Below are 26,606 nucleotides of genomic sequence, written 5' to 3'. Positions count from 1 at the left end.
ATTTAATTTTTCAAATAATCTTATGGAGTAAAACGTCTTTTAACCTATACATCGACTATAAGGAATGTGTATAAAAAAGTTCAGCCAATATCTTTTGAAGATACTGGCTGAACCTTTATATCAGTTTATTGTATTTCTGATTTTAGAAGAACAAGTAGCGCTGGTCTACGATGTCGTTCTTTTCTCTCAGTTCGTAAATACACTGCTGAGGAGCGTAACGAGAAATCATGTTAACCAATGTAGCCTGTTCTGTCTTGCTGTCCAATGTTTCAGCGTTTTTATTCTTGTTGTAAACTTGAATCATATAAACACCTGCATTACCTTTAATTGGAGCAGAAGTTGCGTTTACTGCAGTTTTAGAAGCCACAGCACTAATAACAGGTTCGCTTGCTCTTGTTACAGAGATATAAGCCGGAGCTGAGAATGTAACGTGTTTTACTGAATCGCTTACAGCATCTTTCATTCCCTTAACCTGAGCCAAAGTATTAAAGCCTTTCATTTCAGCCATAATCTTTTCAGCTTTCTTGTCGCGGATGATTTCGCTTTTCAACAAATCAGCTACCTGATTGATGTTAGTGTATCCTGCTGGGTTGATTCCTTCCAATGCTACTACCATCAAATGGTCGTTCTCACCACATTCGTACAAAGGAGAAACTTCACCTTCTTTTGCGTCGAATACCCATTTCAAAGCTTCGCGAGTAGATTTAACACCACCTACATAGTGTTCGTCGCTTCTGAAGTTCATACGTGGAAGTACAGTATATCCGTTTTCTTCTGCGTTTTTCTCCAAAGCTTCGATTGTAGTGCTTTGTGCAACAAACTGGCTGAACTTGTTGTAAGTGTCGTTGTAAGTTTCTTTGCTGAATTCTACCGGACATTTTACAATAGCCACTTTGTATTTATTCTGCATTTGTTTTTTGTTCATTACCTGCAGAATGATATTAGACTGTCCGATTTTCAAGTTTGAAATTTCAGAAACAGGCTGTTCAATCAGTGCGTTGATTAAGGTTGCATTCTCTGCATCTACGGTTGTACCTTCCCAACCTCTTGCATTAATCCAGGTAGCTTCTCCTGTCTGTGCATATTTCTTTGCAACTTCTGCGAAATCTGCTCCCGCTTTCAGTGCATTATAGATACTGTCTGCCAATTCAGTTGTTTTTTCATCTGTATCAGCATATACCTGGATCTGACGGAACTGGATAGAATCCGGTGCACTCACTTTAGCTACAATTTTGAATGCATTGTATGAATCGTCTGTCTGATTGTAGTAAGGTCCATATACTTCATTCACAGAAGTAGAATCCAAACGGCTTGCTACATCATTAGGAAGTGCAGATTTGCTGACAGGGATATCTGAATATGCAATAGTAGAACCTGTTGAACGTACGAAAGATACATAATCTTTTGTAGTGCTGATAAGCTGGTTTGTATATTCAGTCACTTCTTCCTGCACAGCTTTGCGGTCAGCATCTGAAGGAACAACGCGTACATCTACATATTTAATATTACGTGTTTCAATAGGCTGTTTGAACGATTCTTTTTTAGAATTGTACAATTCTTTGATTTCGTCTTTTGAAACAGTAATAGTAGAATCGTTGATAGAAGAATAAGGCACTGCAGCCAAAAGCATATCGGTCTGTTCTGTGCGTGCATTGAATGCATCTTCTGCTGCAACCGGATTAGAGATCAGAGATTTTCCAATCAGGTTCTGATACTTTTCAGCCAATAATGTTTCAGCCAAAGTCTTTTCAATGAAATTCCAGAAATTACCCATCTTCTGATAATATTCCACATATTGAGCAGGCATTTTGTTTGCATCCAGATTTGCATAATCTACAAGAAATTTTTTCAGCATATCTTTATCAAATGCACCTGTCTGAGGATTGCGGAATGGAGTCTGCATCAACAGAGGATGAGAACCTGCATTGATAACGGCCTGCAATTCTGCTTTAGTAACCTGCAAACCTAACTTCTCGGCTTCGTTTGCTATTACTTCGTTGGTTACGTATGTATTCCATACTTGGTCTTTTATGTTTGTCAACTGGTCTTCGTTCAGAGAGTTTAAACCGTTTGTCAGTTTAATTACCTCACTCAATTCGTCTACCATTTGTTGATACTCCTGTGCGGAAAGTGTTTTTCCATTAACTTCCCCTACGTCTTGCTTGCCTTGATGTGGTTGGAGTATTTTCCAAGCATCACCTGCGATAAATGCAAACAAGGCAAGACCAATTACAATGACCAATAAAGGTCCTTTGCTTCTAATTGTTTGTAAAGTTGCCATTTAAAGTTATTTTTATTATTATGTTTTCTTCATTTAGGGCACGAAGATACAAAAAATGCAAATTAATATCTATTTTATGGTAAAAAAAACAGCTATTTATTTACTTTCAGTTTGACTAATTCGATTTTAGTGCTTGTCACTTTAATTATTTTAAACTGAAATGGCTGGATATTTATGATTTCATGTACCTTCGGTATGCTTTGATATTCGTGTAAGATAAATCCTCCGATAGTTTGGTAATCATCGCTTTCGGGTAATCCTAAATCAAAGAGTTCATTGGCTTTCTCTATTTCCAATCTTCCGGATAAAATATATTCATCCTCTCCGACGGTTTTAGCAACAGTAGAATTTGTATCGTGCTCATCTTCGATATCGCCTAATAATTCTTCTACTAAATCCTCCATGGCGATAATACCTGATGTACCTCCAAATTCATCCACAACTACTGCTAAAGAGCGTTTTTGCTGCATGAATAGTTGCATGAGTTTATGGGATCCCATTGTTTCAGGAATAATAGGGATAGTGCGTATGCCTTTTTGCCAGTTAGTAGTTGGGTTGAACATCTCAGAAGAATGGATATAACCTATTATATTATCAATATTCCCTTGGAAAACGATGATTTTGCTGAGTCCACTTTTTATAAATTCCTCTTTCAGTTCTTCTATTGGAGTAGAAATGGATACAGCGATAATTTCTGTACGAGGAATCATGCAGTCGCGTGCCTTAATGTTGGAGAAATCAAGTGCATTCTGAAATATTTTTATTTCAGCTTCAATTTGGTCATGACTTTCAGCTTCTCCTATACTACTTTGTATAAAGTAATCTAAATCTATTTTTGTGAAAGCTTTATCTGTTGCTTCCTTGTTGATTCGGGTGCCAAATAAACGTAGCACGCATGCTGAAATAAAGGAAGAAAAACGGCTGATAGGGTAGAGTATTACGTAGCATATAAATGTAGGAATAGCAAAGAAACGTAATGTTGCATTAGGGTTTATCTTAAACAGGGTTTTAGGCATAAACTCACCTGTGACCAGAATAATTAAAGTAGACAGAATGGTTTCTATTGCTACTAATGCCGCTTCATTACTGATTAAATCTATTAAAATGTAGTGTTCAATCAATTCTGCCATCCATATACCGTATATTACCAATGCGATGTTGTTTCCTACCAACATTGTCGATATAAAGTTGTTTGGATTATGGTAGAAGGTGGATAATATGCGTGTAGAGATATTATTACTACGTTCCATTTCAAAACGTAGCTTGTTTGATGAAACAAAGGCGATTTCCATTCCTGAAAAGAATGCGGAAAACGCCATAGAAATAAGTATCTGTATAATAAGTCCCATTGTGTGGTACTGAATATGCTATTTGTTGGTTGTTGTATCTGAGGGGGCGGTATCTTCTACCAAGAAAATACCTGTATTATTGAATATCTGATATTCTGTCATTTGTTGGTTCGATTCAAAACCGTATCCAGTCAGTACCCGGTCTACTTGTTCGATTCGAATAAATTTATCTGAATAGATTTTTTCTTTTTCTTGATCCCAAAACATGAGTTCGGTATCAAATTTATCTCCCTTTTGACTTCTGATATGTACATTGCTGCGTAATTCCCAAAGCTTTTTCTGCTCATAATAATAAGCTGTATCAGCTTCGATACTGGCATCAATATTAAAAAGAGTATCAAATTTTTCCATATATACTCCTTTCTCGAATGCCCAATAGGGAGGATTTTTTTGGCTATAAATTAACCATTCATCTGTAATGATTTTGTAGCGAATCATACCGGAGTCGGATATGTAGGTGGTAACCCCTGTAGTTCGCATGTCAGGCAGGGAGTCTTTTTCATTGACTGCTTCTGCTATGTTCTTTTTATTATTGTTACATGCTGGCAATAAAAGAAACATAACAGTTGCCCATGTGGCAACTGTTATGTTTAAAATAATTGATAGCTTTTTATTTTTCAGTCTAGCCGACATAAATTATCTGATTGTTGTTGTTTCACCAATCCATCCGCCAATAGTTACTGAACTACCTTTTTTCAATCCCAAGAAGAAGAGATCTTCATCTTTCGGAGTGTATGCAGAATATGTATTGATCAGTTTTTGAGCTTCTTCAGCTACACTAGGATCTACATTCTTAGCACGTTGCAATTTGTCGATTGCAGCAAAATATACACATTTATTCAATGCAGCTTCATCGCTCCAGTTAGGACTTGCAGCATACATCTGAGCAATCAAGATATATGCTTTACCACTATTAGGGTTGAATGAAAGAGCTTTGTTGGCATATTGTCTTGCTTTTCCGTACATTTTTTTACTCATCAGCACAACAGCTGCGTTATAGCTGTTTTCTGCTTTTGCCATAACATCCTGTTCCAATTCAATTGCTTGATCGAAATAGCTGATACTCTTATCCAAATCACCTTTCTTGTAATACATGTATCCACATCCGGCAGCAGTAGCGGCAGTTGGTTCAATTGCGTGTGCAGCTTCTGATGCTTCAAAATATGCTTCTTCGTTTGTACATTTCAGCATCTGCATTACAGAGATAACCTGTTTCAGGTAATCCAGGTTAGATTTGTTCTGTGCAACTTTCGGACCATAGATAGCCTGCAGGTTTTCGCAACTTGCTGCTCCACTATTGATGAAGTATGCATCTACATTGTCTTTTGTTGTTTTCAATAATTTCTTTGTGCTCTGTTTGGTTGCTGCTTTCAAAGCTTCTTCAGCATAACCAGACGCTGTCAGATAGTCTTGAATGAACTGTTCTTTGTGGGCATCATCAGTCTTCAGTTTGCGAGAAGAAATATCCATCAAATCCTGGAACATGAAATAGTCTGAGTTTTCTTTTTCCAGATCGATCGCTTCTTTAGTCATCTTGTAAGCAGTTTCTACATCAAGGTTGCTACCTGAGAATACGATATAATCATGAGCTTTCATACCCAAGATAGAACCTTTTGTAGCTGGTGTTCTAACCAGACCGTTCAATTGGTCTAAGTACTGGATGCGCTGGTCATGAATAGCCATCAGTTCGTTGAAATAAGCTTTTTGCTGTGCAGCATCTTTGGTAGAAGCAATCAGAGCACGAAGGATTTTAGCACCATTGGTATAAGTACTAACCTGTGCGATAGGAGCTTCGGTAAATACGGCTTTCCATGGTGTGTAAGCATCCTTGTAGTTGTTTGTTTTTACATATTCAGTATAAATACTGATATTTTTCAGACAACGAAGACTATCTTCACCATGTCCAAAACGTGATCCGTCTTCTACTCCTTTCTGAGCAAAAGTTGCTGTAGTTCCTAACGAGAGAACGCACAACATTGTAAACATTTTCATTTTCATTGTATATAAATTTAATTATTTATTATTGAGTTCTGGTTAATTAACTCTCCATTTCATAAACCAACGTTCATTAAATGTCAGTCCTAATTTTATTACGAAGCGATTTTCGGACAACATATTGGATATAGATGGTTTAACATGTATATATTGTCCTGTAATGTTTAGTATCGTTTTTCTTTGGAATAAGAATAGAGGTAAGCCAAATCCAGCACTGACTCCATACTCAGAAGGACCATTTATATCACCTAATTTTAAATAGGGAGTAGAGTAATATGCTCCTGCACGATATCTTATTCGTTTAAAATAGTTTCTACCTATAGGGTTTGGTAAAAATTCCGCTCCTACTGCAACTTTTGAACGATCTTTATAAGCATCAGTTTGGTTATTGTATTTTACATTTGACCATTTTTGTAAAGTGTAATCCACTCCTAGAGTCAGGTTCTGTTTACGGTTATAAGCTACACCTAGTCCAAAAGTATGAGGGATGCCATATGAATCATTGATAGTAGTGCTATTGTTAACTACATAATCAGAATTATCAGTTATTTGTATACCTTTTTCTTCACTGGAATTCAAATTATGCCCTAATCCATAGGTAAGTCCCAATGTCAGATTATCATCTTTGGAAATAGGTTGTGTATATTGTACTCCAAAGTCTGCAGTGAAACTGTTTACTTTAATTTTATTGTATGTGATACTGTAATCAGCAGTTGTATTAAAGCCAACTTGTGTCTGATAAGTAATGTCTCCATATAGATAGCCAAAATTGGCTCCAATAGAAAGATTGTCTATAATTTTAAATCCTAATCCTCCAAATACCTGCTGCAATCCTCCTTCTCCGGTAAAGATGCTTGTTTTAGTGTATTCACTTCCTGCCAATGGGGTTGTAGTAGTAAAACTATATCCTACTGTTGAGTAAGGAGTGAAACCTACAACCATACCCAAACGGGGATGCAGACGGAACTGCATGGCGATATAATCAAAGCTTGAGTTCTTCGCTTTGGCTTTTACTCCGTTCTCCTGATAGTTAGAGCTTTTTAAACTCATGCCTAAATCAAACATAAAAGACAATGAATCGACGGCAGAATAAGATGCGGGATTCATTACATTAATATGCTTACTGTTGCGAAGGCCATAACCTATTCCACCCATTGCTGCATTATTCGCAAAAGCCCGATCGGCTAAGTCTCCTAAGCCATATCTTGTATAAGGAGAGTTAGAGCTTGTCTGGGCGCTTGCAGTAAAAGAACCTGCCACAAACAATGCACTAAGAAGAACTTTATTACTTAACATTATAATTCAATATTCTGTTTAAACCTTTCAATACTAAAAATCTATCTGCAAAGATGATACTTTTTAAGTTTGTATCAAAAGAAAATTTATCCCCGCCAGTTAAAAAAACCAAAAGATCGGGATATTTCTTTTGCATAAGGGTGATATATCCCATGATTTCAAATTCTATGCCTTTGATGACTCCTGATCGGATAGCTGTTTCTGTATTATATCCGAAATCAGGTGTGTCTCCGTTTTTCTCTATTAGAGGCAGTTTTTCACAGCATGCATTAAGGGCATTAAAACGTGTATAAATCCCAGGCGATATATTTCCTCCCCAATATTGTCCTTTTGCATCAATAAATTCATAAGTCAGTGCTGTTCCGGCATCTATAACTAATAAATTTTTCCCGGGAAAAATATAATTGGCTCCCACTACAGCAGCTAAACGGTCCATTCCCAACGTTTGTGGTGATTTGTATAAATTGGTAATAGGCACGGGCGTTTTATATGACAATTCCAATATTGGCATATTCAGTTTGGCCAATTGTTTTTTTATAGTATTGCTTAGTGTAATGACAGATGCGATAATACCCTTTTCTATTGGGTATTTGTTGCAAAGCATAGTCAAGCAGTCTAAAGAGTGATTCGATCCTCTTAAAACTTCTATAACTTCATCTCCGTCGAATACAGCTAATTTAGCAACTGTATTTCCTATATCGATTACTAAATTCACGTTTAATCTGTTTTTGTGTCTGCAAAGTAACAGAAAAATAAATAGAATCTGCAATAAAAGTCGTGATTTTATTTAACAATATAGAATATAGGTGTACATTTGTGGCCGGATTTTAATAAGATTTGATATAAAATTTATTAGGAATGAAGAAAATAAGGCTTTGGCTCGTGTGTATGTGGCTGGCGGTGTTTAATGTACTTCATGCGCAGCAGGATAGTCTTCAGATTAGCTTGTTGACCTGTTCGCCTGGTACAGAAATATATTCTTTGTTTGGACATACGGCTCTACGTGTTCAGAATTTTTCCCGTAATCTTGATGTCGTATTTAATTATGGGATGTTTAGTTTTAATACTCCTCATTTTATATATCGTTTTGTAAAAGGAGAAACCGATTATCAATTAGGGGTGATTCCTTATGTCTATTTCGAGGCTGAATATGCGGAGCGAGGTTCTTCGGTGTACCAGCAGGTACTTAATCTTTCTGCAGAAGAAAAACAAACTCTATTGCACTTGTTGACGGAAAATTATTTACCCGAGAACCGTACTTATCGCTATAATTATTTTTATGACAATTGTACAACTCGTGCGAGAGACCAAATAGAAAGATGTATAAAGGGAACAGTGGTTTATCCGGACTCTTTTCCTAATCGAAGCTTCAGAAGCATTGTACATGAGTTTACCGTAGGGGCTGCTTGGGATGAATTGGGGATCGATTTATGCTTGGGAGCAGAAGCCGATACTCCAATTGATAAACGACAACAAATGTTTTCTCCTTTTTACATGAAGGAATATGCCTCTGATGCCTATATTATCGGAGACAATGGACAGAAGCGTCCGCTGGTGTTAAAAGAGGAAAAAGTAGTTGATGTAGCTCCTGCAGAAATTCATTCTTCTTTTTTATCTCCACTTTGGTGTGCCACTTTTTTATTGGCTATATCGGTATTAATTGGCTGGTGGCAATGGCGTCGTAATAAGATTTGCTGGATTTGGGAACTTTTATTGTTCGGCGCTCAAGGAATAGCGGGATGTATTATAGCCTTTTTGTTTTTCTTTTCTGTTCATCCCACTGTGGGCTCAAATTGGCTGTTGATTTTGTTTAATCCGATACCTTTGTTGTATTTGCCTTTTATGGTTTATTTCTCAGTAACGCGTCGGAAAGGCTGGTATCATGTCGTGAATATGGTATATTTAACACTTTTTATAGTGATATTCCCGTTTTGTTTGCAAGAATTTAATTTAACAGTGTTACCTTTGGCACTGAGTTTGCTGGTTACATCAGCGAGCCACGTATTAGTATTGAGCAAAAAACAATGATGAAAGACCGTATATTAACCTCCTTGATTGCTGCCGTAGTTATTACAGGATTACGGGCACAAGCTGTATCGCCTGTTCCGAAATTGGTGATAGGATTGACTATTGACCAGTTAAGGGCAGACTATATAGAAGCATTTTCTTCTATGTACGGTGAACGGGGATTCAAGCGTCTTTTTAAAGAAGGGCGTGTATATTGTAATGCTGAATACGATTTTATTAATATAGATCCGGCTTCAGCTGTCGCTTCTATTTATACGGGGACTACACCTTATTATAATGGTATTGTGGGGGCAAGATGGATGGACCGCAATTCTTTACGCATTATTAAGGCTGTAGACGATCCGGCACACATGGGTATTTATACTTCTGAAAGCACTTCGCCGCAACACCTGTTGGTTTCTACTTTGTCGGATGAACTGATGGTTGCAACACAAGGCAATGCCGAAGTATACTCCATTGCTCCTACAAGAGAAATGGCTGTTTTGTCGGCAGGACATGCAGCAAAAGGAGCCTTTTGGATTAATGATGAAACCGGAAAATGGAGTGGTTCTACTTATTATGGTTCATTCCCGGAGTGGGTGACAACATACAATGACAGAGACGGATTGGATTTTCGTATCGGTAGTCTGGTATGGGGACCTTATTTGCCTGTGACAGCTTATCGCTATATTACATCTGATGTAAAGCAACTTACATTTAAGCATAACTTTTTTGACGAACGGGCTGAGAAATACAAGCGTTTCAAAACGAGTCCTTACGTAAATGATGAAGTAAACAGATTGGTTCGTGCCTGTCTGACTAAAACAAATATCGGTAAAGATTATATTCCAGATCTTTTAACCCTTTCCTATTATGCCGGAAACTATGCGCATAAGACGAATACAGAGTATCCTATGGAGATTCAGGATGCTTATGTGCGTTTGGATAACAGTATCGGCGATTTGTTGGAAATGGTCGACCGTCAGGTTGGTCTTCAGAATACGTTGTTTTTCATTACCTCTACCGGTTATGTGGATCCAGATCCAAAAGATCCTGAACAATATCGCATTCCGGGAGGAGAATTCCATATCAAGCGTTGTGCTGCCCTTTTGAACATGTACCTGATGGCAATTTATGGCCAGGGGCAATATGTGGAAACTTATTACGACCGTCAGATTTACTTGAATCATAAACTGATTGAAGATAAGAAACTGAACCTGACAGAAGTGTTGAATCGTGCGTCCGATTTCATTGTACAAATGAGTGGGGTGCGTACTGCTTATTCTTCACAACGTCTTTTATTGGGAGCATGGACTCCGAAAATAGAGAAAATCAGAAACAGCTTTAATGTAAGTTGTTCGGGGGATATCTACGTAGAAGTCCTGCCCGGATGGTCGGTTGTTGATGAATATTCTCATCATACCAAAACAATTCGAGATACTTATGCTTCTGTTCCTGTTATTTTCTTAGGACATAATATTAAGCCCGAGATCCTATATACGCCGGTGAAAATGACTACTATTGCACCGACTATTTCTCATTTCATGCGTATACGGGCACCGAATGCTGCTTCACAGTCTCCATTAACGGGTATTCGTAAATAATTTGTGAAGAATACTCGTAAGATAATTAGCAATTTAGTTATCTTTGCGCGTTCACTTTTTTAAATTATACATTTTTTGATAATAATAAAAACAACAATACACAATGGGATTTAATGAATTTATAAGCAAGCTTTTCGGAAATAAGGCTACTCGCGACATGAAAGAGATTCAGCCTTGGGTAAACAAGGTGAAAGAGGTTTATCCTGAAATAGCCAAGTTGAGCCACGATGAATTGCGTGCAAAAACAGAGGAACTTAAAAAGTATATCAAGGATTCGGCTGCCGAGGAAAACAAAAAGATTGAAGAACTGAAGGCAACTATCGAATCAACTGAATTGGAAAAACGTGAAGCCTTGTTTAACCAGATTGATAAACTGGAAAAAGAAGTACTCGACAAGTACGAACAGGCTTTGAATGATATTTTACCAATCGCTTTTTCTATTGTAAAAGATACAGCTCGCCGCTTGTCTGAAAACGAAGAAATTGAAGTAACAGCTACTGAACTCGACCGTGAACTGGCTGCTCAAGGAAAAGATTTTGTTCGTATTGAAGGCGATAAGGCAATCTGGAAGAACCACTGGAAAGCCGGAGGCAACGAGATGAAGTGGAACATGGTACATTATGATGTACAGTTGTTCGGTGGTGTGGTATTGCATCAGGGTAAGATTGCTGAAATGGCAACAGGTGAAGGTAAGACTCTTGTTGCAACTTTGCCTGTGTTCTTGAATGCGCTGACCGGAAATGGTGTACACGTAGTAACCGTCAATGACTATCTGGCAAAACGTGACTCGGAATGGATGGGACCTTTGTATATGTTCCACGGTTTGCGTGTAGACTGTATCGATAAGCATCAGCCTAACTCAGAGGCACGCCGTCGTGCTTATATGGCCGATATTACATTTGGTACAAACAATGAATTCGGTTTCGACTATCTGCGTGATAATATGGCTATCAGCCCGAAAGACCTGGTACAGCGTAAGCATAATTATGCCATTGTCGATGAGGTTGACTCTGTATTGATCGACGATGCGCGTACACCGCTTATCATTTCAGGTCCGGTACCTAAGGGAGACCAGCAGCTGTTCGAAGTATTGCGCCCGCTGGTAGAACGACTGGTAGAGGCACAGCGTCGTCTGGCCACTCAATATTTGGCCGATGCCAAACGTTTGATTGCATCTGATAAGAAGGAAGATGTAGAAGCAGGTTTCCTTGCTTTGTTCCGCAGTCATAAGGCGTTGCCAAAGAACAAACCGCTGATTAAGTTCTTGAGTGAACCGGGAATCAAGGCTGGTATGTTGAAGACCGAAGAAATCTACATGGAGCAGAATAACAAGCGTATGCCTGAAGCTGTAGAGCCTCTGTATTTCGTTATTGATGAAAAGATGAAGAGTGCTGACTTGACAGATAAGGGTGTAGACTTGATTACAGGTAATTCGCAAGATCCAACCTTGTTTGTGTTGCCTGATATTGCCGCACAATTGTCAGAATTGGAAAATCAGGCAGGATTGACCGATGAAGAAAAATTGGCAAAGAAAGACGAATTGCTTACCAACTACGCTATCAAGTCAGAACGTGTACATACCATCAACCAGTTGTTGAAGGCTTATACAATGTTCGAAAAAGATACAGACTATGTAGTAATGGACGGTCAGGTTAAGATTGTCGACGAACAGACCGGTCGTATTATGGACGGACGCCGTTGGAGCGATGGCTTGCATCAGGCTGTAGAAGCAAAAGAAGGTGTGAAAGTAGAAGCTGCTACTCAGACATTCGCTACCATTACTTTGCAGAACTATTTCCGTATGTATCATAAATTGTCGGGTATGACCGGTACTGCTGAAACAGAAGCTGGTGAGTTCTGGGATATTTACAAGTTGGATGTAGTAGTTATTCCTACTAACCGTCCGATTGCACGTATCGATATGAACGACCGTGTGTACAAGACAAAACGTGAAAAATACAAGGCTGTAATCGAAGAAGTCGTGAAGATGGTGGAAGCGGGTCGTCCGGTATTGGTGGGTACTACTTCTGTCGAGATTTCTGAAATGTTGAGTAAGATGCTTACCTTGCGTAAGATTGAGCATAATGTATTGAATGCGAAGTTGCATCAGAAAGAAGCTGACATTGTGGCAAAAGCTGGTCAGAGCTCTACTGTAACTATTGCAACCAATATGGCCGGTCGTGGTACCGATATCAAGTTGAGTCCGGAAGTGAAAGCAGCCGGAGGTTTGGCGATTATTGGTACGGAACGTCATGAATCACGTCGTGTAGACCGTCAGTTGCGTGGTCGTGCCGGACGTCAGGGTGACCCGGGTTCTTCTGTATTCTTTGTGTCATTGGAAGACGATTTGATGCGTTTGTTCTCATCAGACAGAATTGCTTCTGTAATGGATAAGCTGGGCTTCAAGGAAGGTGAAATGATTGAGCATAAGATGATTTCAAATTCTATTGAACGTGCACAGAAGAAAGTCGAAGAAAATAACTTTGGTATCCGTAAACGTTTGCTGGAATACGATGACGTGATGAACAAGCAGCGTACTGTAGTTTATACTAAACGTCGTCATGCTTTGATGGGTGAACGTATCGGTATGGATATCGTAGATATGATTTGGGAACGTTGTGTCAACGCGGTAGAACAGCCTACTTTCGAAGATGCGAAGATGGAAATTCTTCAGACACTGGCAATGGAGGCTCCATTTACAGAAGATGAATTCCGCGGAACAAAGAAAGAAACTCTTGCAGAAAAGACTTTCGAAGAAGCAATGACATTGTTTAAGCGTAAGACTGAACGTATGGCTCAGATTGCCAATCCGGTGATTAAGCAGGTATACGAAGCGCAAGGTCATATGTACGAAAACATTATGATTCCTATTACCGACGGTAAACGTATGTACAATATTTCAGTCAACCTGAAAGAAGCATACGAAACAGAATCGAAGGCAATTGTCAAGGCATTCGAAAAGGCTATTCTTCTTCACACTATCGACGAAGGCTGGAAAGAAAACTTGCGTGAACTGGATGAGTTGAAACATTCTGTACAGAATGCAAGTTACGAGCAGAAAGATCCGCTGTTGATCTTCAAGCTGGAATCTGTAAACCTGTTCGATAATATGGTGAACAAGATCAATAACAATACAATTTCTGTATTGATGCGTGGTCAGATACCGGTACAGGAACCGGAACAGGTACGTGAGGCTGCTCCCGAACCGGAACGTCCTCGTCAGCAGTATCGTGAAGAGAAGCAAGATTTGACAGATCCTAATCAGCAGGCAGCTGCAGGACGCGACACAAGAGAGGCAAAACAGGAGCCTTACCGTGCTGAAAAAACAGTAGGCCGTAATGATCCTTGTCCTTGTGGTAGCGGACTGAAATATAAGAACTGTCATGGTAAGGATAAAGCTGAATAAAATATTGGATTAATATAGAGAACTCCCAGATGAAAGGTAATTTTCATTTGGGAGTTTTTTTATGTGATTCATTTTCTTTGCTGTGGTATGAGAGTTCTTTTGAGTGGTTTATGGGGAATATCCTTTTAGTAGTATCAGTTTTTTCTTTGATGCAAGATAAATTCTTTTTCAAACATTATTTGCTATGTGAGAAATCTCTGTAACTTTATATTAAATCTTTTACTATCGAATTGCTTTAAAATTAAAAAGACCGGAAAATGAAAAGAAATTTTATTTTAACTGTATGTTTTCTATTGTCCTTATGTGTAAATGCACAGGATAAAATGGGAGAATTTGAGAAGAAAGTTTATGTATCTGAGGCAGGAGATACTTTAAGATATCGTTTGCTATTGCCGGAAAACTACGATGAAAACAAGTGTTATCCGCTGGTCTTGTTTCTTCATGGAGCAGGAGAAAGAGGCTGTGACAATGAAAAGCAGTTGTTTCATGGAGGACAGATGTGGCTTAATCCAGTAAATCGTGAAAATTATCCGGCTTTTGTGCTTGCTCCACAGTGCCCGGATAGTTGTTACTGGGCTTATGGAACCCGACCTGTGTCGTTTGTACCGGAGGAAATGCCACTTTCTACAGACGATGTGCAGATTACCAAGCTTCTTAAGGGACTTCTTGACTCATACTTGTCCCTTCCTCAGGTTGACAAGAAAAAAGTGTATGTGATGGGACTTTCTATGGGAGGAATGGCCACTTTCGACTTGGTAAGCCGTTATCCGGATGTGTTTGCTGCTGCTATTCCTATTTGTGGTATTGTAAATCCGTCCAGACTTGCCGTAGCAAAAAAAGTTAAGTTCCGCATATTCCATGGTGATGCAGACGATGTAGTTCCTGTAATTGGTTCCAGATCTGCCTATAAGGCACTAAAGAAAGCCGGTGCCAAGGTAGAGTATATTGAGTTCCCCGGATGCGGTCATGCCAGCTGGCATCCTGCTTTCAACTATCCGGATTTTATGAAATGGTTGTTCAGTCAGAAGAAATAAATAAAAATCACCCTCATAAGGGGGTGATTTTTATGTTTGTGGACCTTTGTCGTTTTTCTTACGTAAAAAGAAATTTCTTTACTTCATTTCTGCTTTGTTTCGTACGTACACCTTATGGCTTCCTTTTCCATGACAACCGATTCCGCTTTCCGGTGTTCTGCTCCATAATTTAAGTTCACTGGCAGCTTGGGTGTGTCTTAATCCGGCAATCTCTTCGTATATTTTTACAGTCAGTATCTCGTGAGACTCCAGATAAGTCTGTGCTATTTTCAGACGCTCTTCAGGAGTATACTGTGTATGCAGGCAGCCATAGCTTTGGGGGCCTTTTTTCAGTTTGCATTGCATGGCGGTATTTAGGATAAGTGTTTTATCCGGGCGGAACAAAATGTTCGATACACCGATGTGCCGGGCATCGGTTCTTGTCTGGCAATCTGTTTCTATCTCTTTCCGGACTGACAGTGCTGGAGTAAAGGTACCAATCTCATCCAGCTTCACGGAATAGCCGTTAGCCATTTTATAGGCAATCATTTCACTCAGAAGAGTCAGTATACCCATAATTTCACTTCGGCTGAAGGTAGAATATTTCTCCATTTCTTTGGCAAGTTCTTTGGAGGAGTAGCGGCCTCTTAAAATCATTTTAGGAACAAGGATGGTTTCTCCCTCGTGGTTGAGGTCGTTCATTCTCTGCAATGTGTAATTAACGCTCATGGTTAGATAAAATTTAAATGATGGTTATAGATTAAATTGTAATACATGAAGGATTGTATTCAGCGACGTCGGCTATACATCCGGCGTAGCCGTTTGTACGGTCAGCGCCATTGGCTACACAGCCGGCGTCGTCGGCTATACTCCTTTTCAGGCAAAGATATAGCTGCCTAAAGTTCATATTATCTATTATGTCCGATGTCGATGGATTTGAGAAGAAATCAGCACAAAATTTTTCTTAAGTCAGTGTGTGCTGCACAAGCCGGTTAATGCTTCAATCTCTGGAAACAATACTTTATAAGCCGTGCGCATAAGGTACTTTAACTCCTTTTCTTTGCATTTTTTTCTTTTTATCTTTTCGGTATTGCGAATTTCATTACCTTTGTTTACGAACGCTAAAGACAAGATTTATGAAAAAATATATGATGTGGGCCTTGGCATGCGTGCTTTCTTCTTGTACTTCTGTACGGATTCTTTCGTTTGAAGAACTTGCTCCGGCCAAGTATAATTTCCCTGCAGATGTAAGAACAGTAGCAGTAGTCAATAATATGCCGGAACTTTCTTCAACTTCAGAAAAGGGAGTTCTTACGTTAGGAGAACTGAATGCGGACGGTAAGACTGCGGCAGAGGCACTGGCTACTTCTCTTGCCGATTCCAGATATTTCTATCAGGTGGTAATTTGTGATTCGGCTTTGTGTGCGAAAGATAAAGTTCATGCCGCCTTGTCGCAGGAGGAAGTGAAGAAACTTTCATCCGATTTGGGTGCCGATTTGATTTTTTCCTTGGATCGCGTAATGATTCATACAGCCAAGGAAGATGTTTTCTATCCGGAATGGGCAATGGTGTGGCAGGCAGTAAAGGTAAAAGTGACTCCGGTGTTGAGCATTTATGCTCCCTTCCGTGAAAAGCCGTTGCATGTAGTTGCTGCTACAGACAGTGTATATTGGGATATGTCCAATCTGCCTTCGGATAAGCAGCTGATGGCTGAAAGTGGTCAGATGGCAGCCTCAATGTTGACTAGTCAGCTGGTTCCGTGCTGGAAGACAGTGGAACGTTCTTATTTTGGAGGAGGATGTGTGGAAATGCGTGATGCTGAGGTTTGTGTCGGTGAAAATGACTGGAAAGGAGCGCGGGAGTTATGGACCGGATTGTACAAGCGCTATAAGAAAGGCGGATTGAAAATGAAGGCTGCATATAATGTCGCACTGTCGTATGAAATGGAAGGGGATTTTGACAAGGCAGAAGAATGGCTGGACAAGGCAAAATCTCTTTTGAAATCGGGAAGTGATGACGTACGGATGCTGGCTTTGTATGAGAAGCAGCTGAAAGCAAGAAAGGAAACTACTTTGAAATTGAATATTCAAATGAGCCGTTTTGGAAACAAATTCTGAGAATAATTCTTGCAGGAATGATTTTTTTTGTACATTTGAAGTATAAAAAGAAAGGCATAGCATATGAATATAAGTGAACATTCGCACTTTTCGATTATTTCTGCTTTGAAAGAAGCTTTATGCAGATATATTACAGGAAGTGAAGGTTCTGTAGTTACAGATATCCATTTACAGCCCAAACAAGATAGCGGCGAATTTATTGTTTTTAATGACGATGACGAAGAATTGGCACGTACTATCGTGGATGAGTGGGTGGATTACGATAAGGATGATTTCTATACAGAGGTGGAATCTTTGCTGCGTTCGGAACTTACAGTATTGAAGGACGAGGGTCTGCTGGATAAGTTATGTTTGTTGAAGCCTTTTTCTTTTGTTTTGGTAGACGATGAAAAAGAAACTGTAGCTGAACTTTTATTGGTAGACGATGAAGAAACACTTTTATTGAATGAAGAGCTTCTTAAGGGACTGGACGAAGAACTGGATGCTTTTCTGAAAGATTTGCTTGAAAAATAACGGAAAAGAAGAATTGTCGGAACTTTCAGAATAAACAAGGTAAACTGCAATTTGCCCCGAAGGACGGGAAGTGATTCACCGGATAATTTGAAAGATTGTGGGCAGATGTTATAAAATAAAAGGCTGTGTCGGAAGAATATTGTTTTCTTTGGACACAGCTTTCTTTTTTGGAAGGAGAGTATATGGGAGAACGGATTACATTTCGAAAAAACGAGTGCTTGCATATGGTAAACCCGCATTGGCGAGGCAATCCTACGGTAAAGGGTAAATTCTTCAATCGCCAGCATCGTTGGCGTCCTGGAATGGGGAGCGTGTTGAAATGGCGTTTCTCCCCAAATCCGCAGCGAAAGGAAAAGCGTACTGTAAAATGGAATCCCAAGATACATTTTTTACGCTCGCTGGATAATGTGGTAGGTAATTCTCTGATATGGCTGGGACACAATTCCTTTTTCTTGCAGTTGGGTGGAAAGCGCTTTATGATTGATCCGGTATATGGCAATATCCCTTTTGTAAAGCGCCGTAGCTTGTTTCCGGCCAATCCTTCTATTTTTCAGCATATCGATTATTTGTTGATCAGTCATGATCATTTCGACCATTTGGACAAGCCCAGTGTGGCTCGTTTGTTTGCCGATAACCCTCAGATGAAGCTCTTTTGCGGTATTGGTACCGGAGTCTTGATTAAAGGATGGTTCCCGGATATGGAGGTGATAGAGGCTGCCTGGTACCAGCAATATCAGGACGGTGATTTGAAACTGACTTTTCTTCCGGCACAGCACTGGAGCAAGCGTGGGGTCAGTGATGGGGGAGAACGTTTGTGGGGAGCATTCATGATAGAAGCTGGAGGAATTGTAATTTACAATAGTGGAGATACAGGGTATGCTCCTCATTTCAGTGAGCTTCCTCATTTGTTCCCGCATATTGATTATTGTATGGTAGGAATAGGGGCTTACAAACCGCGCTGGTTTATGAAACCTAATCATATTTCGCCTTATGATGCACTGACTGCTTCGGCAGATATGCAAGCCTGTCTTACGATTCCGATGCATTATGGTACATTCGATCTTTCGGACGAGCCTCTTTTCGATCCACCTCATGTGTTTAAGGCAGAAGCCAAGAAGCGGGATATGTCTGTATTGTTGCCGGAATTGGGGGAGGTAGTAAAACTGAAGCCGATGAGATGAATATCTTTTGATAAGAAGAAAACGAAAAATCTCCAAAGCAACCGGATAGAGGTACTTTGGAGATTTTCTGTATAGTGTGATAGTTGTTTTAATCCAGTTTCAATACGGCAAGGAAAGCTTTCTGCGGAACCTCTACTGTACCAATCTGCTTCATACGTTTTTTACCTTTCTTCTGCTTTTCAAGCAGTTTACGCTTACGGCTTACGTCACCACCGTAACATTTGGCTGTTACGTCTTTACGTACTGCCTTGATGGTTTCCCGGGCAATAATCTTGGCTCCGATAGCAGCCTGGATAGCAATTTCAAACTGTTGGCGTGGGATAAGCTCTTTCAGTTTCTCACACATACGGCGTCCTAAATCGTAAGCATTGTCGAAGTGGGTCAGTGTGGAGAGTGCATCCACCGATTCACCGTTCAGCAGGATATCCAGCTTAATCAACTTAGACGGACGGAAGCCGGACTGATGATAGTCGAATGAAGCATATCCTTTTGAAATGCTCTTAAGCTTGTCGTAGAAGTCGATGACAATTTCTCCAAGAGGCATCTTGTAATGCAGTTCCACACGGTTTCCGGAAATATAATCCTGACGTACCAGTTCACCTCTTTTACCTAAACACAAAGTCATGATAGGACCGATGTAGTCGGTTGCAGTAATGATAGAAGCGTCGATATATGGTTCTTCGATGTGGTCTATCAAAGTAGGGTCGGGCATACCGCCAGGGTTATGTACCTCTTGTACTCCTCCCTGTTTGTCGTATACCATATAGGATACGTTAGGCACAGTGGTGATGACATTCATGTCGAATTCGCGGTCGAGTCGTTCCTGTACGATTTCCATGTGGAGAAGTCCCAGGAAGCCGCAACGGAATCCGAATCCCAAAGCCAGTGATGATTCGGGCTGGAAGGTCAGTGAGGCATCATTCAACTGCAGTTTTTCCAAAGATGCACGCAGGTTTTCATAATCTTCGGCTTCAATGGGGTAAACACCGGCAAAGACCATCGGTTTTACTTCTTCGAATCCTTCGATGGCTTTGTCGCAAGGACGTGCAATGTGAGTGATGGTATCTCCAACTTTTACTTCTTTTGAAGTCTTGATGCCGGAAATGATATAACCTACATCTCCCGTTCTGAGTTCTTTACGAGGAACCATATCCATTTTCAGTACACCCACTTCATCGGCATCGTATTCTTTACCGGTATTGAAGAATTTCACTTTGTCTCCGGTACGGATTACACCGTTCACTACTTTAAAGTAAGCGATGATGCCTCGGAATGAGTTGAATACAGAGTCGAAAATCAGAGCTTGAAGCGGAGCTTCTTCGTCTCCGGTCGGGTGGGGGATACGTTCTACTACAGCCTGAAGAATGTCTTCTACTCCCATACCGGTCTTTCCGGAAGCACGGATGATGTCTTCCCGTTTGCATCCCAGAAGGTCGATGATTTCATCTTCTACTTCTTCGGGCATGGCACTGGCCATATCGCATTTGTTCATAACCGGGATGATTTCAAGGTCATGTTCCAATGCCATATAAAGGTTGGAGATGGTTTGTGCCTGTACGCCTTGTGAAGCATCTACTACCAGTAATGCTCCTTCGCAGGCAGCGATAGAGCGGGATACTTCGTATGAGAAGTCTACGTGTCCCGGAGTATCAATCAGGTTGAGAATATATTTTTCCCCTTTATAATTGTATTCCATCTGGATAGCATGGCTTTTGATGGTAATGCCTCGCTCACGTTCCAGATCCATATCGTCGAGCATCTGTCCTTCGGTCACTTTAATGGTCTGTGTGTACTCCAGCAGACGGTCTGCGAGTGTCGACTTTCCGTGGTCAATGTGGGCAATGATGCAAAAGTTTCTGATATTCTTCATCTGTGCTTTATAAATTAAAGTATTAATGGTGCAAAGGTAAGAAAAAAACTTGATACTCTAAGCCAGTTTAACAAGAGGCTTGCAATGTAATCATTGTTTTTTATCTTTTACAGCAGGATGAAATTTGAGTGTTTTTTCTTAAATTTGCAATTTAGGAAATGCTGACCTGGTTAGTCGGATAAAAAACTGTGGCTGTGTAAACAGACAGAGGAAAAATAATGAGTCTTTGATTAATTGTATTTGTTTGCTATGGAAAAGAAGATTGTCGTTTCATCGCTTGGGCCTGCAGAGGCCATGAAGGAAATAGTGAAGAAACTGTTTGTCTTTAAAGGTCGTTCCCGCCGTTCCGAATACTGGTGGGGTATGTCGTTGACTTATGTAATATTGGGTGTATTTTCGGCAACTTTCCCTTTAGGGCCGACCGCTTCACCGTTCTTTCCATTGTATGTTTTGGGAGGGATCTTTTTGTGGAAGTGTATATTGCTTCCGATGGGAGTAAGGCGCTTGCATGATACGGGAAGAAGCGGAGGATGGGCATTTTTCGATTTTACGCTGATGCTTGTGTATTTGCTTTTGTTGGGAATGGAGGAGTGGAAATTTGTACAGGCTGCAGATGGTATGGAAGGAATGGAAGCCGTCAGGATGATGAGCAATACTTTGCTGAAATATGTATGGCTGCACATTTTATGTTTTCTCGTTCAGTTGATATTAATTGTTTTATTGTGTTTTGATAGCCAAAAAGGAGAAAATAAATATGGCAAGTCTCCCAAATACATAGAAGTGGAAGCGTAAAAATGCAGAATATAAGTTTTCGTTCGGGGGAGTATCGCAGTTTCAACAACTTTTATTACTTTTGCAATCGCATATTACGTTAATTATTAAAACAAACGATATAGAAACAATGGAATTAGCTAGTAAGTATAATCCCGCTGATGTGGAGGGAAAATGGTATCAGTATTGGCTGGACAATAAACTATTCAGTTCGAAACCTGACGGACGTGAACCTTATACCGTCGTTATTCCACCGCCAAATGTGACCGGAGTTCTCCACATGGGACACATGCTTAACAATACCATTCAGGATATTCTGGTACGTCGTGCCCGTATGATGGGGAAAAATGCTTGTTGGGTACCGGGTACTGACCATGCTTCTATTGCAACAGAAGCAAAGGTTGTGAATAAACTGGCACAGCAAGGTATTAAAAAGACTGATTTGACTCGTGAGGAGTTCTTGAAGCACGCATGGGCTTGGACAGAAGAACACGGAGGTATTATTCTGAAGCAGTTGCGTAAATTGGGGGCATCGTGCGACTGGGATCGTACAGCCTTTACAATGGACGAAGAACGCAGCAAAAGTGTAATCAAGGTATTTGTCGACCTTTATAATAAAGGTTTGATTTATCGTGGGGTTCGTATGGTAAATTGGGATCCGAAAGCCTTGACAGCATTGAGTGATGAAGAAGTAATTTATAAGGAAGAACACAGCAAGTTGTTTTATTTGCGTTATAAGGTAGAAGGTGACGCAGAAGGACGTTATGCAGTTGTTGCAACTACTCGTCCTGAAACAATTATGGGTGATACTGCAATGTGTATCAATCCGAACGACCCGAAGAACCAGTGGTTGAAGGGTAAGAAGGTGATTGTGCCGTTGGTGGGCCGTGTGATTCCGGTTATTGAAGACGACTATGTAGATATTGAGTTCGGTACAGGATGTTTGAAGGTAACACCTGCTCACGATGTGAACGACTATATGTTGGGTGAGAAATACAATTTGCCGAGCATTGATATCTTCAACGATAATGGAACTATCAGTGAAGCTGCTGGTATGTATGTGGGTATGGACCGCTTCGATGTTCGCGAACAGATTGAAAAAGATCTGGCTGCAGCAGGTTTGTTGGAAAAAGTGGAAGCTTATACCAATAAAGTAGGTTTCTCTGAACGTACCAATGTAGCTATTGAACCGAAACTTTCTATGCAGTGGTTCCTTAAAATGCAGCATTTTGCAGATATGGCTTTGCCACCTGTAATGAATGATGAGTTGAAGTTCTATCCGGCTAAGTATAAGAATACTTATCGTCACTGGATGGAGAATATCAAAGACTGGTGTATCAGCCGTCAGCTGTGGTGGGGACATCGTATTCCTGCTTATTTCTTGCCGGAAGGTGGTTTCGTGGTAGCTGAAACTGCAGAAAAAGCGCTTGAACTTGCTAAAGAGAAGACTGGTAAGCAGGATATGAAGTTGGAAGACCTTCGTCAGGATGATGACTGCTTGGATACTTGGTTTTCTTCTTGGTTGTGGCCTATCTCGTTGTTCGATGGTATCAACCGTCCGGGAAATGAAGAAATCAAATATTACTATCCTACTTCCGATCTGGTAACAGGACCGGATATTATCTTCTTCTGGGTAGCCCGTATGATTATGGCTGGTTACGAATACATGGGTGATATGCCGTTCAAGAATGTATATTTCACCGGTATTGTACGTGATAAGATTGGCCGTAAGATGTCAAAATCATTGGGTAACTCTCCAGACCCATTGGATTTGATTGATAAGTATGGAGCTGATGGTGTACGTATGGGTATGATGTTGGCTGCACCTGCAGGTAACGATATTCTCTTTGATGATGCTTTGTGCGAACAGGGACGTAACTTCAACAATAAGATTTGGAATGCATTCCGTTTGGTAAAGGGATGGAATGTAGCTGAAATTGAACAGCCGGAATATGCGCGCTTGTCTACTGAGTGGTTTGAGGCTATGTTGGCTAAGACAGCTGCCGAAGTAAACGATCTGTTCGGAAAATATCGCTTGAGTGAAGCCTTGATGGTTGTTTATAAATTGTTCTGGGATGAATTCTCAAGTTGGTATCTGGAAATGGTGAAACCGGCTTACGGACAGCCTATCGACAGCGTGACTTTTGAAAAGACTTTGGGCTTCTTCGATACATTGTTGAAGCTGCTTCATCCGTTTATGCCTTTTATTACAGAAGAGCTGTGGCAGCATATTTACGATCGTCAGCAAGGCGAAAGTATCATGACACAGACTTTGGATATGAATGTTTCGTTCAACGAAGCTGTGATTGCTCAGTTTGAAGCAGTGAAAGAGGTGATTGGTGGTGTCCGTACTATCCGTCTGCAAAAGAATATTGCACAGAAAGAAGCATTGTCTTTGGAAGTAGTAGGAGAAAATCCTGTAGAGGCTTTTGTTTCTGTTATTGCAAAATTGTGTAATTTGTCGGCCATTACTTCTGTAGAAACGAAAGCAGAAGGAGCTGCAGCCTTTATGGTAGGTACTACAGAGTATGCTGTTCCTTTGGGTAATCTTATTGATGTAGAAGAGGAACTGAAGAAACTGGAGGCTGACTTGAAATATCAGGAAGGATTCTTGCAAAGTGTATTGAAGAAACTGAGCAACGAGAAATTTGTCAGCAAGGCTCCGGCAAATGTAATAGAAATGGAACGTAAAAAACAGGCTGATGCCGAAACTAAAATTGCAGCATTGAAAGAAAGTATAGCTGCATTGAAGAAGTAAAGCCATCAGTTGTTTCTTTGGTAAAAGCGCAAATACATGTTCAGATCATGTATTTGCGCTTTTTTTTAAATATTATTTTGCTTTATTGAAAAAATATTTAAATTTACTCTAGAAATCATTCTTAAATACAACGAAAAAAGAAAATATTCAAGATTTTTTATCGGACGTATATTAAGTTTTAAATTAAAAATAACCTTACCTTAAAACTAAATACTCTATTGTTGCAGATATAATTTCTTTAATTGAATTCTTCCTTTGTATTTACTTTTGAGAAATGTATTGTTTTATACTGTAAATGATGGAGTAATACCGAATATGAAAAACCATTTGTTTGAATTATCCGATGATGCGCTGATAGAAGGATATCGCGCTGGTGATACTAAATGTTTTGATGTACTGTTGGAACGTTATTCATCTTGTATTCTGCACTGGATTCGTCAGAAAACAAATAACGAGGATGAGGTTGCTGATTTGTATCAGGAAGTTTCGTTGCGAATCTCCCAGAAATTGAAGAGTGTATACGAGGGAAGAGGATATTTCCCTGCGTGGGCACATTGTGTAGTAGGTAATTATTTGTATTCTACTTATCGGAAAAAAAGGCCAGATACGGTCGAGTTAAGTCCGAACTTGCTGAATCATAATAAACTGGCAGCAGAGGAATCGGTCCCTTCTCATTCGGAGGAGTGTTTCCGTATTTTGGAGGCTGTAGTGAAGGAGCAGTCGGAGCCTATGCAACGGCTTATCAGAATGAGATATTGGGAAGACTGTACATATCAGGAAATATCCAATAGAACAGGAATAAATATGTCTACTGTAATAAAACGTTTGAGAACGGTTTGTGCGAAAATGAAGCGCTTGATGAAAGGAAGAGGGATAGATATGGATTCATGATTAAAATAAGTCGACAGGAAGGAGAAGAGAAGACAAAAAGATTATTCTCTTCTCCTTTTTTACTTTTTTTAATGAGAAATTCGGGGTTAACATACACTATAATACAATATTTATAGTACATTTGTCACGCATTTGTAAAGTGTACTTGACAAAAATGGCCAATAAAATAAAACATCTGGGTATTGTGGAAAACATTCAAGGTTCTTACGTTCGGGTAAGAATTCAGCAAACATCTGCTTGTTCATCTTGTAGTGTGAAAGGTCACTGCAATGCTTCAGAAACAAAAGAAAAATTAATAGATGTATATAATCGGAATAATCTTGATTGTCAGGTTGGCGATCAGGTATGGATTGTAGGAGCAACTTCAATGGGGATGAAAGCTGTATGGTTGGCATTTGGCTTTCCTTTTCTGATATTGTTGTCTGTCTTGTTTATTACTATGAGATTGACCGAAGGTAATGAGGCTTTTTCGGCTTTAGTGGCGTTGCTTATGTTAATTCCCTATTATCTTATTATATATATGTGCCGAAATAAGTTGAGTCGGACTTTTGTATTTGTATTGGAAACTATAAAATAATTAATAACCTACTTTTTATTATGAGTTTAATTTTGGTGGCAGTGATTTCATTGGGCGTTATAGGTCTGATTGCAGCAGTCATACTCTATGCTGCTTCAAAGAAATTTGCTGTGTATGAAGATCCACGTATTGGGCAGGTTGCGGAAGTGTTACCGCAAGCCAATTGTGGAGGATGTGGTTATCCTGGATGTTCTGGTTTTGCTGCAGCTTGTGTAAAGGCCGGTTCATTGGAAGGGAAATTATGTCCGGTAGGTGGACAACCTACTATGGAGAAAGTGGCAGCTATTTTGGGATTGGAGGCTATGGCTTCAGAACCAAAAGTAGCAGTAGTAAGATGTAACGGTACTTGTGCGAACCGTCCAAAGATTACTCACTACGATGGAGTACGTTCGTGTGCTGTAGCACATGCAACTTATGGAGGTGAGACCGGATGTTCTTTTGGTTGCTTGGGTTGTGGAGACTGTGTAAAGGTCTGCCAATTTGGTGCAATTCAGATTAATCCGGAGACAGGTCTTCCGGAAGTAGACGAAGAAAAATGTACGGCTTGTGGTGCTTGTAGCAAAGCATGTCCGCGCAATATTATTGAGATTCGTCCGAAGGGAAAGAACAACCGTCGTGTGTATGTACAGTGTGTGAACAAGGAAAAGGGAGCGGTAGCTCGTAAAGCATGTACTGCTGCTTGTATTGGTTGCGGTAAGTGTGTGAAGGTTTGTCCGTTCGAAGCCATTACGTTGGAAAACAATTTGGCCTACATCGATCCGGCTAAATGTAAGTCGTGCCGTAAATGTGAGATGGAATGTCCGCAGGGAGCAATCATTGCGAAGAACTTTCCTCCTCGCAAAGCTAAATCAGCTGAAGCAGTAGCAACTCCGGTTGCTCCGAAGGCTCCGGTTGAATCTGCTCCAAAAGCAGAAGTTGTCAATCCGGCATCTGCATCAGCTACTGAATCGGCACAGGCTCCGAAAGCAGAAGCTTAA

Annotated in this window: 20 protein-coding genes; 12 read left to right on the top strand and 8 right to left on the bottom strand. The window is 40.1% G+C overall.

Features of this window, described 5'->3' with window-relative positions; genetic code table 11:
- Positions 1-142 precede the first annotated feature (142 nt).
- From WKU26_RS07175 to WKU26_RS07150, 6 genes are all read right to left on the bottom strand, one after another.
- On the bottom strand, positions 143-2,281 hold the full coding sequence (locus tag WKU26_RS07175; RefSeq protein ID WP_340321439.1) for a peptidylprolyl isomerase: 2,139 nt from the start codon (positions 2,279-2,281) through the stop codon (positions 143-145).
- Between the two features lie 92 nt (positions 2,282-2,373).
- Positions 2,374-3,630: a hemolysin family protein gene (locus tag WKU26_RS07170; RefSeq protein WP_340321438.1), complete on the bottom strand. Its 1,257-nt coding sequence runs from the start codon at positions 3,628-3,630 to the stop codon at positions 2,374-2,376.
- Positions 3,631-3,648: 18 nt separating this feature from the next.
- Complete coding sequence (gene lptC / locus WKU26_RS07165) at positions 3,649-4,263, bottom strand: LPS export ABC transporter periplasmic protein LptC (RefSeq protein ID WP_269878193.1); 615 nt, start codon at positions 4,261-4,263, stop codon at positions 3,649-3,651.
- 3 nt (positions 4,264-4,266) lie between these two features.
- Positions 4,267-5,628: a tetratricopeptide repeat protein gene (locus WKU26_RS07160; RefSeq protein WP_340321437.1), complete on the bottom strand. Its 1,362-nt coding sequence runs from the start codon at positions 5,626-5,628 to the stop codon at positions 4,267-4,269.
- Between the two features lie 36 nt (positions 5,629-5,664).
- Complete coding sequence (locus tag WKU26_RS07155; protein ID WP_340321436.1) at positions 5,665-6,921, bottom strand: OmpP1/FadL family transporter; 1,257 nt, start codon at positions 6,919-6,921, stop codon at positions 5,665-5,667.
- A complete protein-coding gene (locus WKU26_RS07150) occupies positions 6,911-7,636 on the bottom strand; it encodes a type III pantothenate kinase (RefSeq protein ID WP_332909936.1) in 726 nt (241 codons plus the stop codon). Before WKU26_RS07150 ends, WKU26_RS07155 begins: the two co-directional genes overlap by 11 nt.
- A gap of 143 nt (positions 7,637-7,779) precedes the next feature.
- Between WKU26_RS07150 and lnb the strand changes: the two genes are divergently transcribed.
- The 4 genes from lnb to WKU26_RS07130 all read left to right on the top strand — a co-directional run bounded on the left by lnb (position 7,780) and on the right by WKU26_RS07130 (position 14,972).
- The gene (gene lnb, locus WKU26_RS07145) at positions 7,780-8,949 is read left to right on the top strand and encodes a lipoprotein N-acyltransferase Lnb (RefSeq protein WP_340321435.1); all 1,170 of its coding nucleotides are present in this window, start codon (positions 7,780-7,782) and stop codon (positions 8,947-8,949) included.
- Entirely contained in the window at positions 8,949-10,532 is a 1,584-nt protein-coding gene (locus WKU26_RS07140; RefSeq protein ID WP_340321458.1) for an alkaline phosphatase family protein, read from the top strand. The genes lnb and WKU26_RS07140 overlap by 1 nt, the downstream gene beginning before the upstream one ends.
- Before the next feature lie 103 nt (positions 10,533-10,635).
- The gene (secA, locus tag WKU26_RS07135; RefSeq protein WP_340321434.1) at positions 10,636-13,938 is read left to right on the top strand and encodes a preprotein translocase subunit SecA; all 3,303 of its coding nucleotides are present in this window, start codon (positions 10,636-10,638) and stop codon (positions 13,936-13,938) included.
- Positions 13,939-14,195: 257 nt separating this feature from the next.
- Positions 14,196-14,972: a carboxylesterase family protein gene (locus WKU26_RS07130; RefSeq protein ID WP_340321433.1), complete on the top strand. Its 777-nt coding sequence runs from the start codon at positions 14,196-14,198 to the stop codon at positions 14,970-14,972.
- Positions 14,973-15,050: 78 nt separating this feature from the next.
- Here WKU26_RS07130 and WKU26_RS07125 read toward each other — a convergent pair whose 3' ends face one another.
- Positions 15,051-15,680, bottom strand: coding sequence for an HU family DNA-binding protein (locus tag WKU26_RS07125; RefSeq protein WP_340321432.1), 630 nt, complete (start codon positions 15,678-15,680; stop codon positions 15,051-15,053).
- Between the two features lie 407 nt (positions 15,681-16,087).
- On the opposite strand from WKU26_RS07125, the gene WKU26_RS07120 reads away from it, so the two are divergent.
- The 3 genes from WKU26_RS07120 (at position 16,088) to WKU26_RS07110 (ending at position 18,762) form a co-directional block, all read left to right on the top strand.
- Positions 16,088-17,068, top strand: coding sequence for a DUF6340 family protein (locus WKU26_RS07120; protein WP_340321431.1), 981 nt, complete (start codon positions 16,088-16,090; stop codon positions 17,066-17,068).
- A 63-nt stretch (positions 17,069-17,131) separates the two neighbouring features.
- Entirely contained in the window at positions 17,132-17,581 is a 450-nt protein-coding gene (locus tag WKU26_RS07115) for a hypothetical protein (protein WP_269878204.1), read from the top strand.
- A gap of 182 nt (positions 17,582-17,763) precedes the next feature.
- The gene (locus WKU26_RS07110) at positions 17,764-18,762 is read left to right on the top strand and encodes an MBL fold metallo-hydrolase (protein WP_340321457.1); all 999 of its coding nucleotides are present in this window, start codon (positions 17,764-17,766) and stop codon (positions 18,760-18,762) included.
- An 88-nt stretch (positions 18,763-18,850) separates the two neighbouring features.
- Here the strand turns inward: WKU26_RS07110 and lepA are convergent, their stop codons facing one another.
- Positions 18,851-20,632, bottom strand: a complete 1,782-nt coding sequence (lepA, locus tag WKU26_RS07105; RefSeq protein WP_269878206.1) for a translation elongation factor 4 — start codon at positions 20,630-20,632, stop codon at positions 18,851-18,853.
- Between the two features lie 249 nt (positions 20,633-20,881).
- On the opposite strand from lepA, the gene WKU26_RS07100 reads away from it, so the two are divergent.
- From WKU26_RS07100 to WKU26_RS07080, 5 genes are all read left to right on the top strand, one after another.
- Positions 20,882-21,424 (top strand): DUF805 domain-containing protein, encoded by a 543-nt coding sequence (locus WKU26_RS07100; protein ID WP_340321430.1) that lies wholly within the window; start codon positions 20,882-20,884, stop codon positions 21,422-21,424.
- 109 nt (positions 21,425-21,533) lie between these two features.
- Positions 21,534-24,161, top strand: a complete 2,628-nt coding sequence (locus WKU26_RS07095; RefSeq protein ID WP_340321429.1) for a valine--tRNA ligase — start codon at positions 21,534-21,536, stop codon at positions 24,159-24,161.
- A 315-nt stretch (positions 24,162-24,476) separates the two neighbouring features.
- Positions 24,477-25,052: an RNA polymerase sigma factor gene (locus WKU26_RS07090; RefSeq protein WP_340321428.1), complete on the top strand. Its 576-nt coding sequence runs from the start codon at positions 24,477-24,479 to the stop codon at positions 25,050-25,052.
- Positions 25,053-25,206: 154 nt separating this feature from the next.
- Positions 25,207-25,629, top strand: coding sequence for a SoxR reducing system RseC family protein (locus tag WKU26_RS07085; protein ID WP_340321427.1), 423 nt, complete (start codon positions 25,207-25,209; stop codon positions 25,627-25,629).
- 20 nt (positions 25,630-25,649) lie between these two features.
- Complete coding sequence (locus WKU26_RS07080; protein WP_340321426.1) at positions 25,650-26,606, top strand: Fe-S cluster domain-containing protein; 957 nt, start codon at positions 25,650-25,652, stop codon at positions 26,604-26,606.

The organism is Phocaeicola sp. HCN-40430, assembly GCF_037890285.1.
Taxonomy (GTDB): domain Bacteria; phylum Bacteroidota; class Bacteroidia; order Bacteroidales; family Bacteroidaceae; genus Phocaeicola; species Phocaeicola acetigenes.
This window is presented reverse-complemented; position numbering and strand designations above follow the sequence as displayed.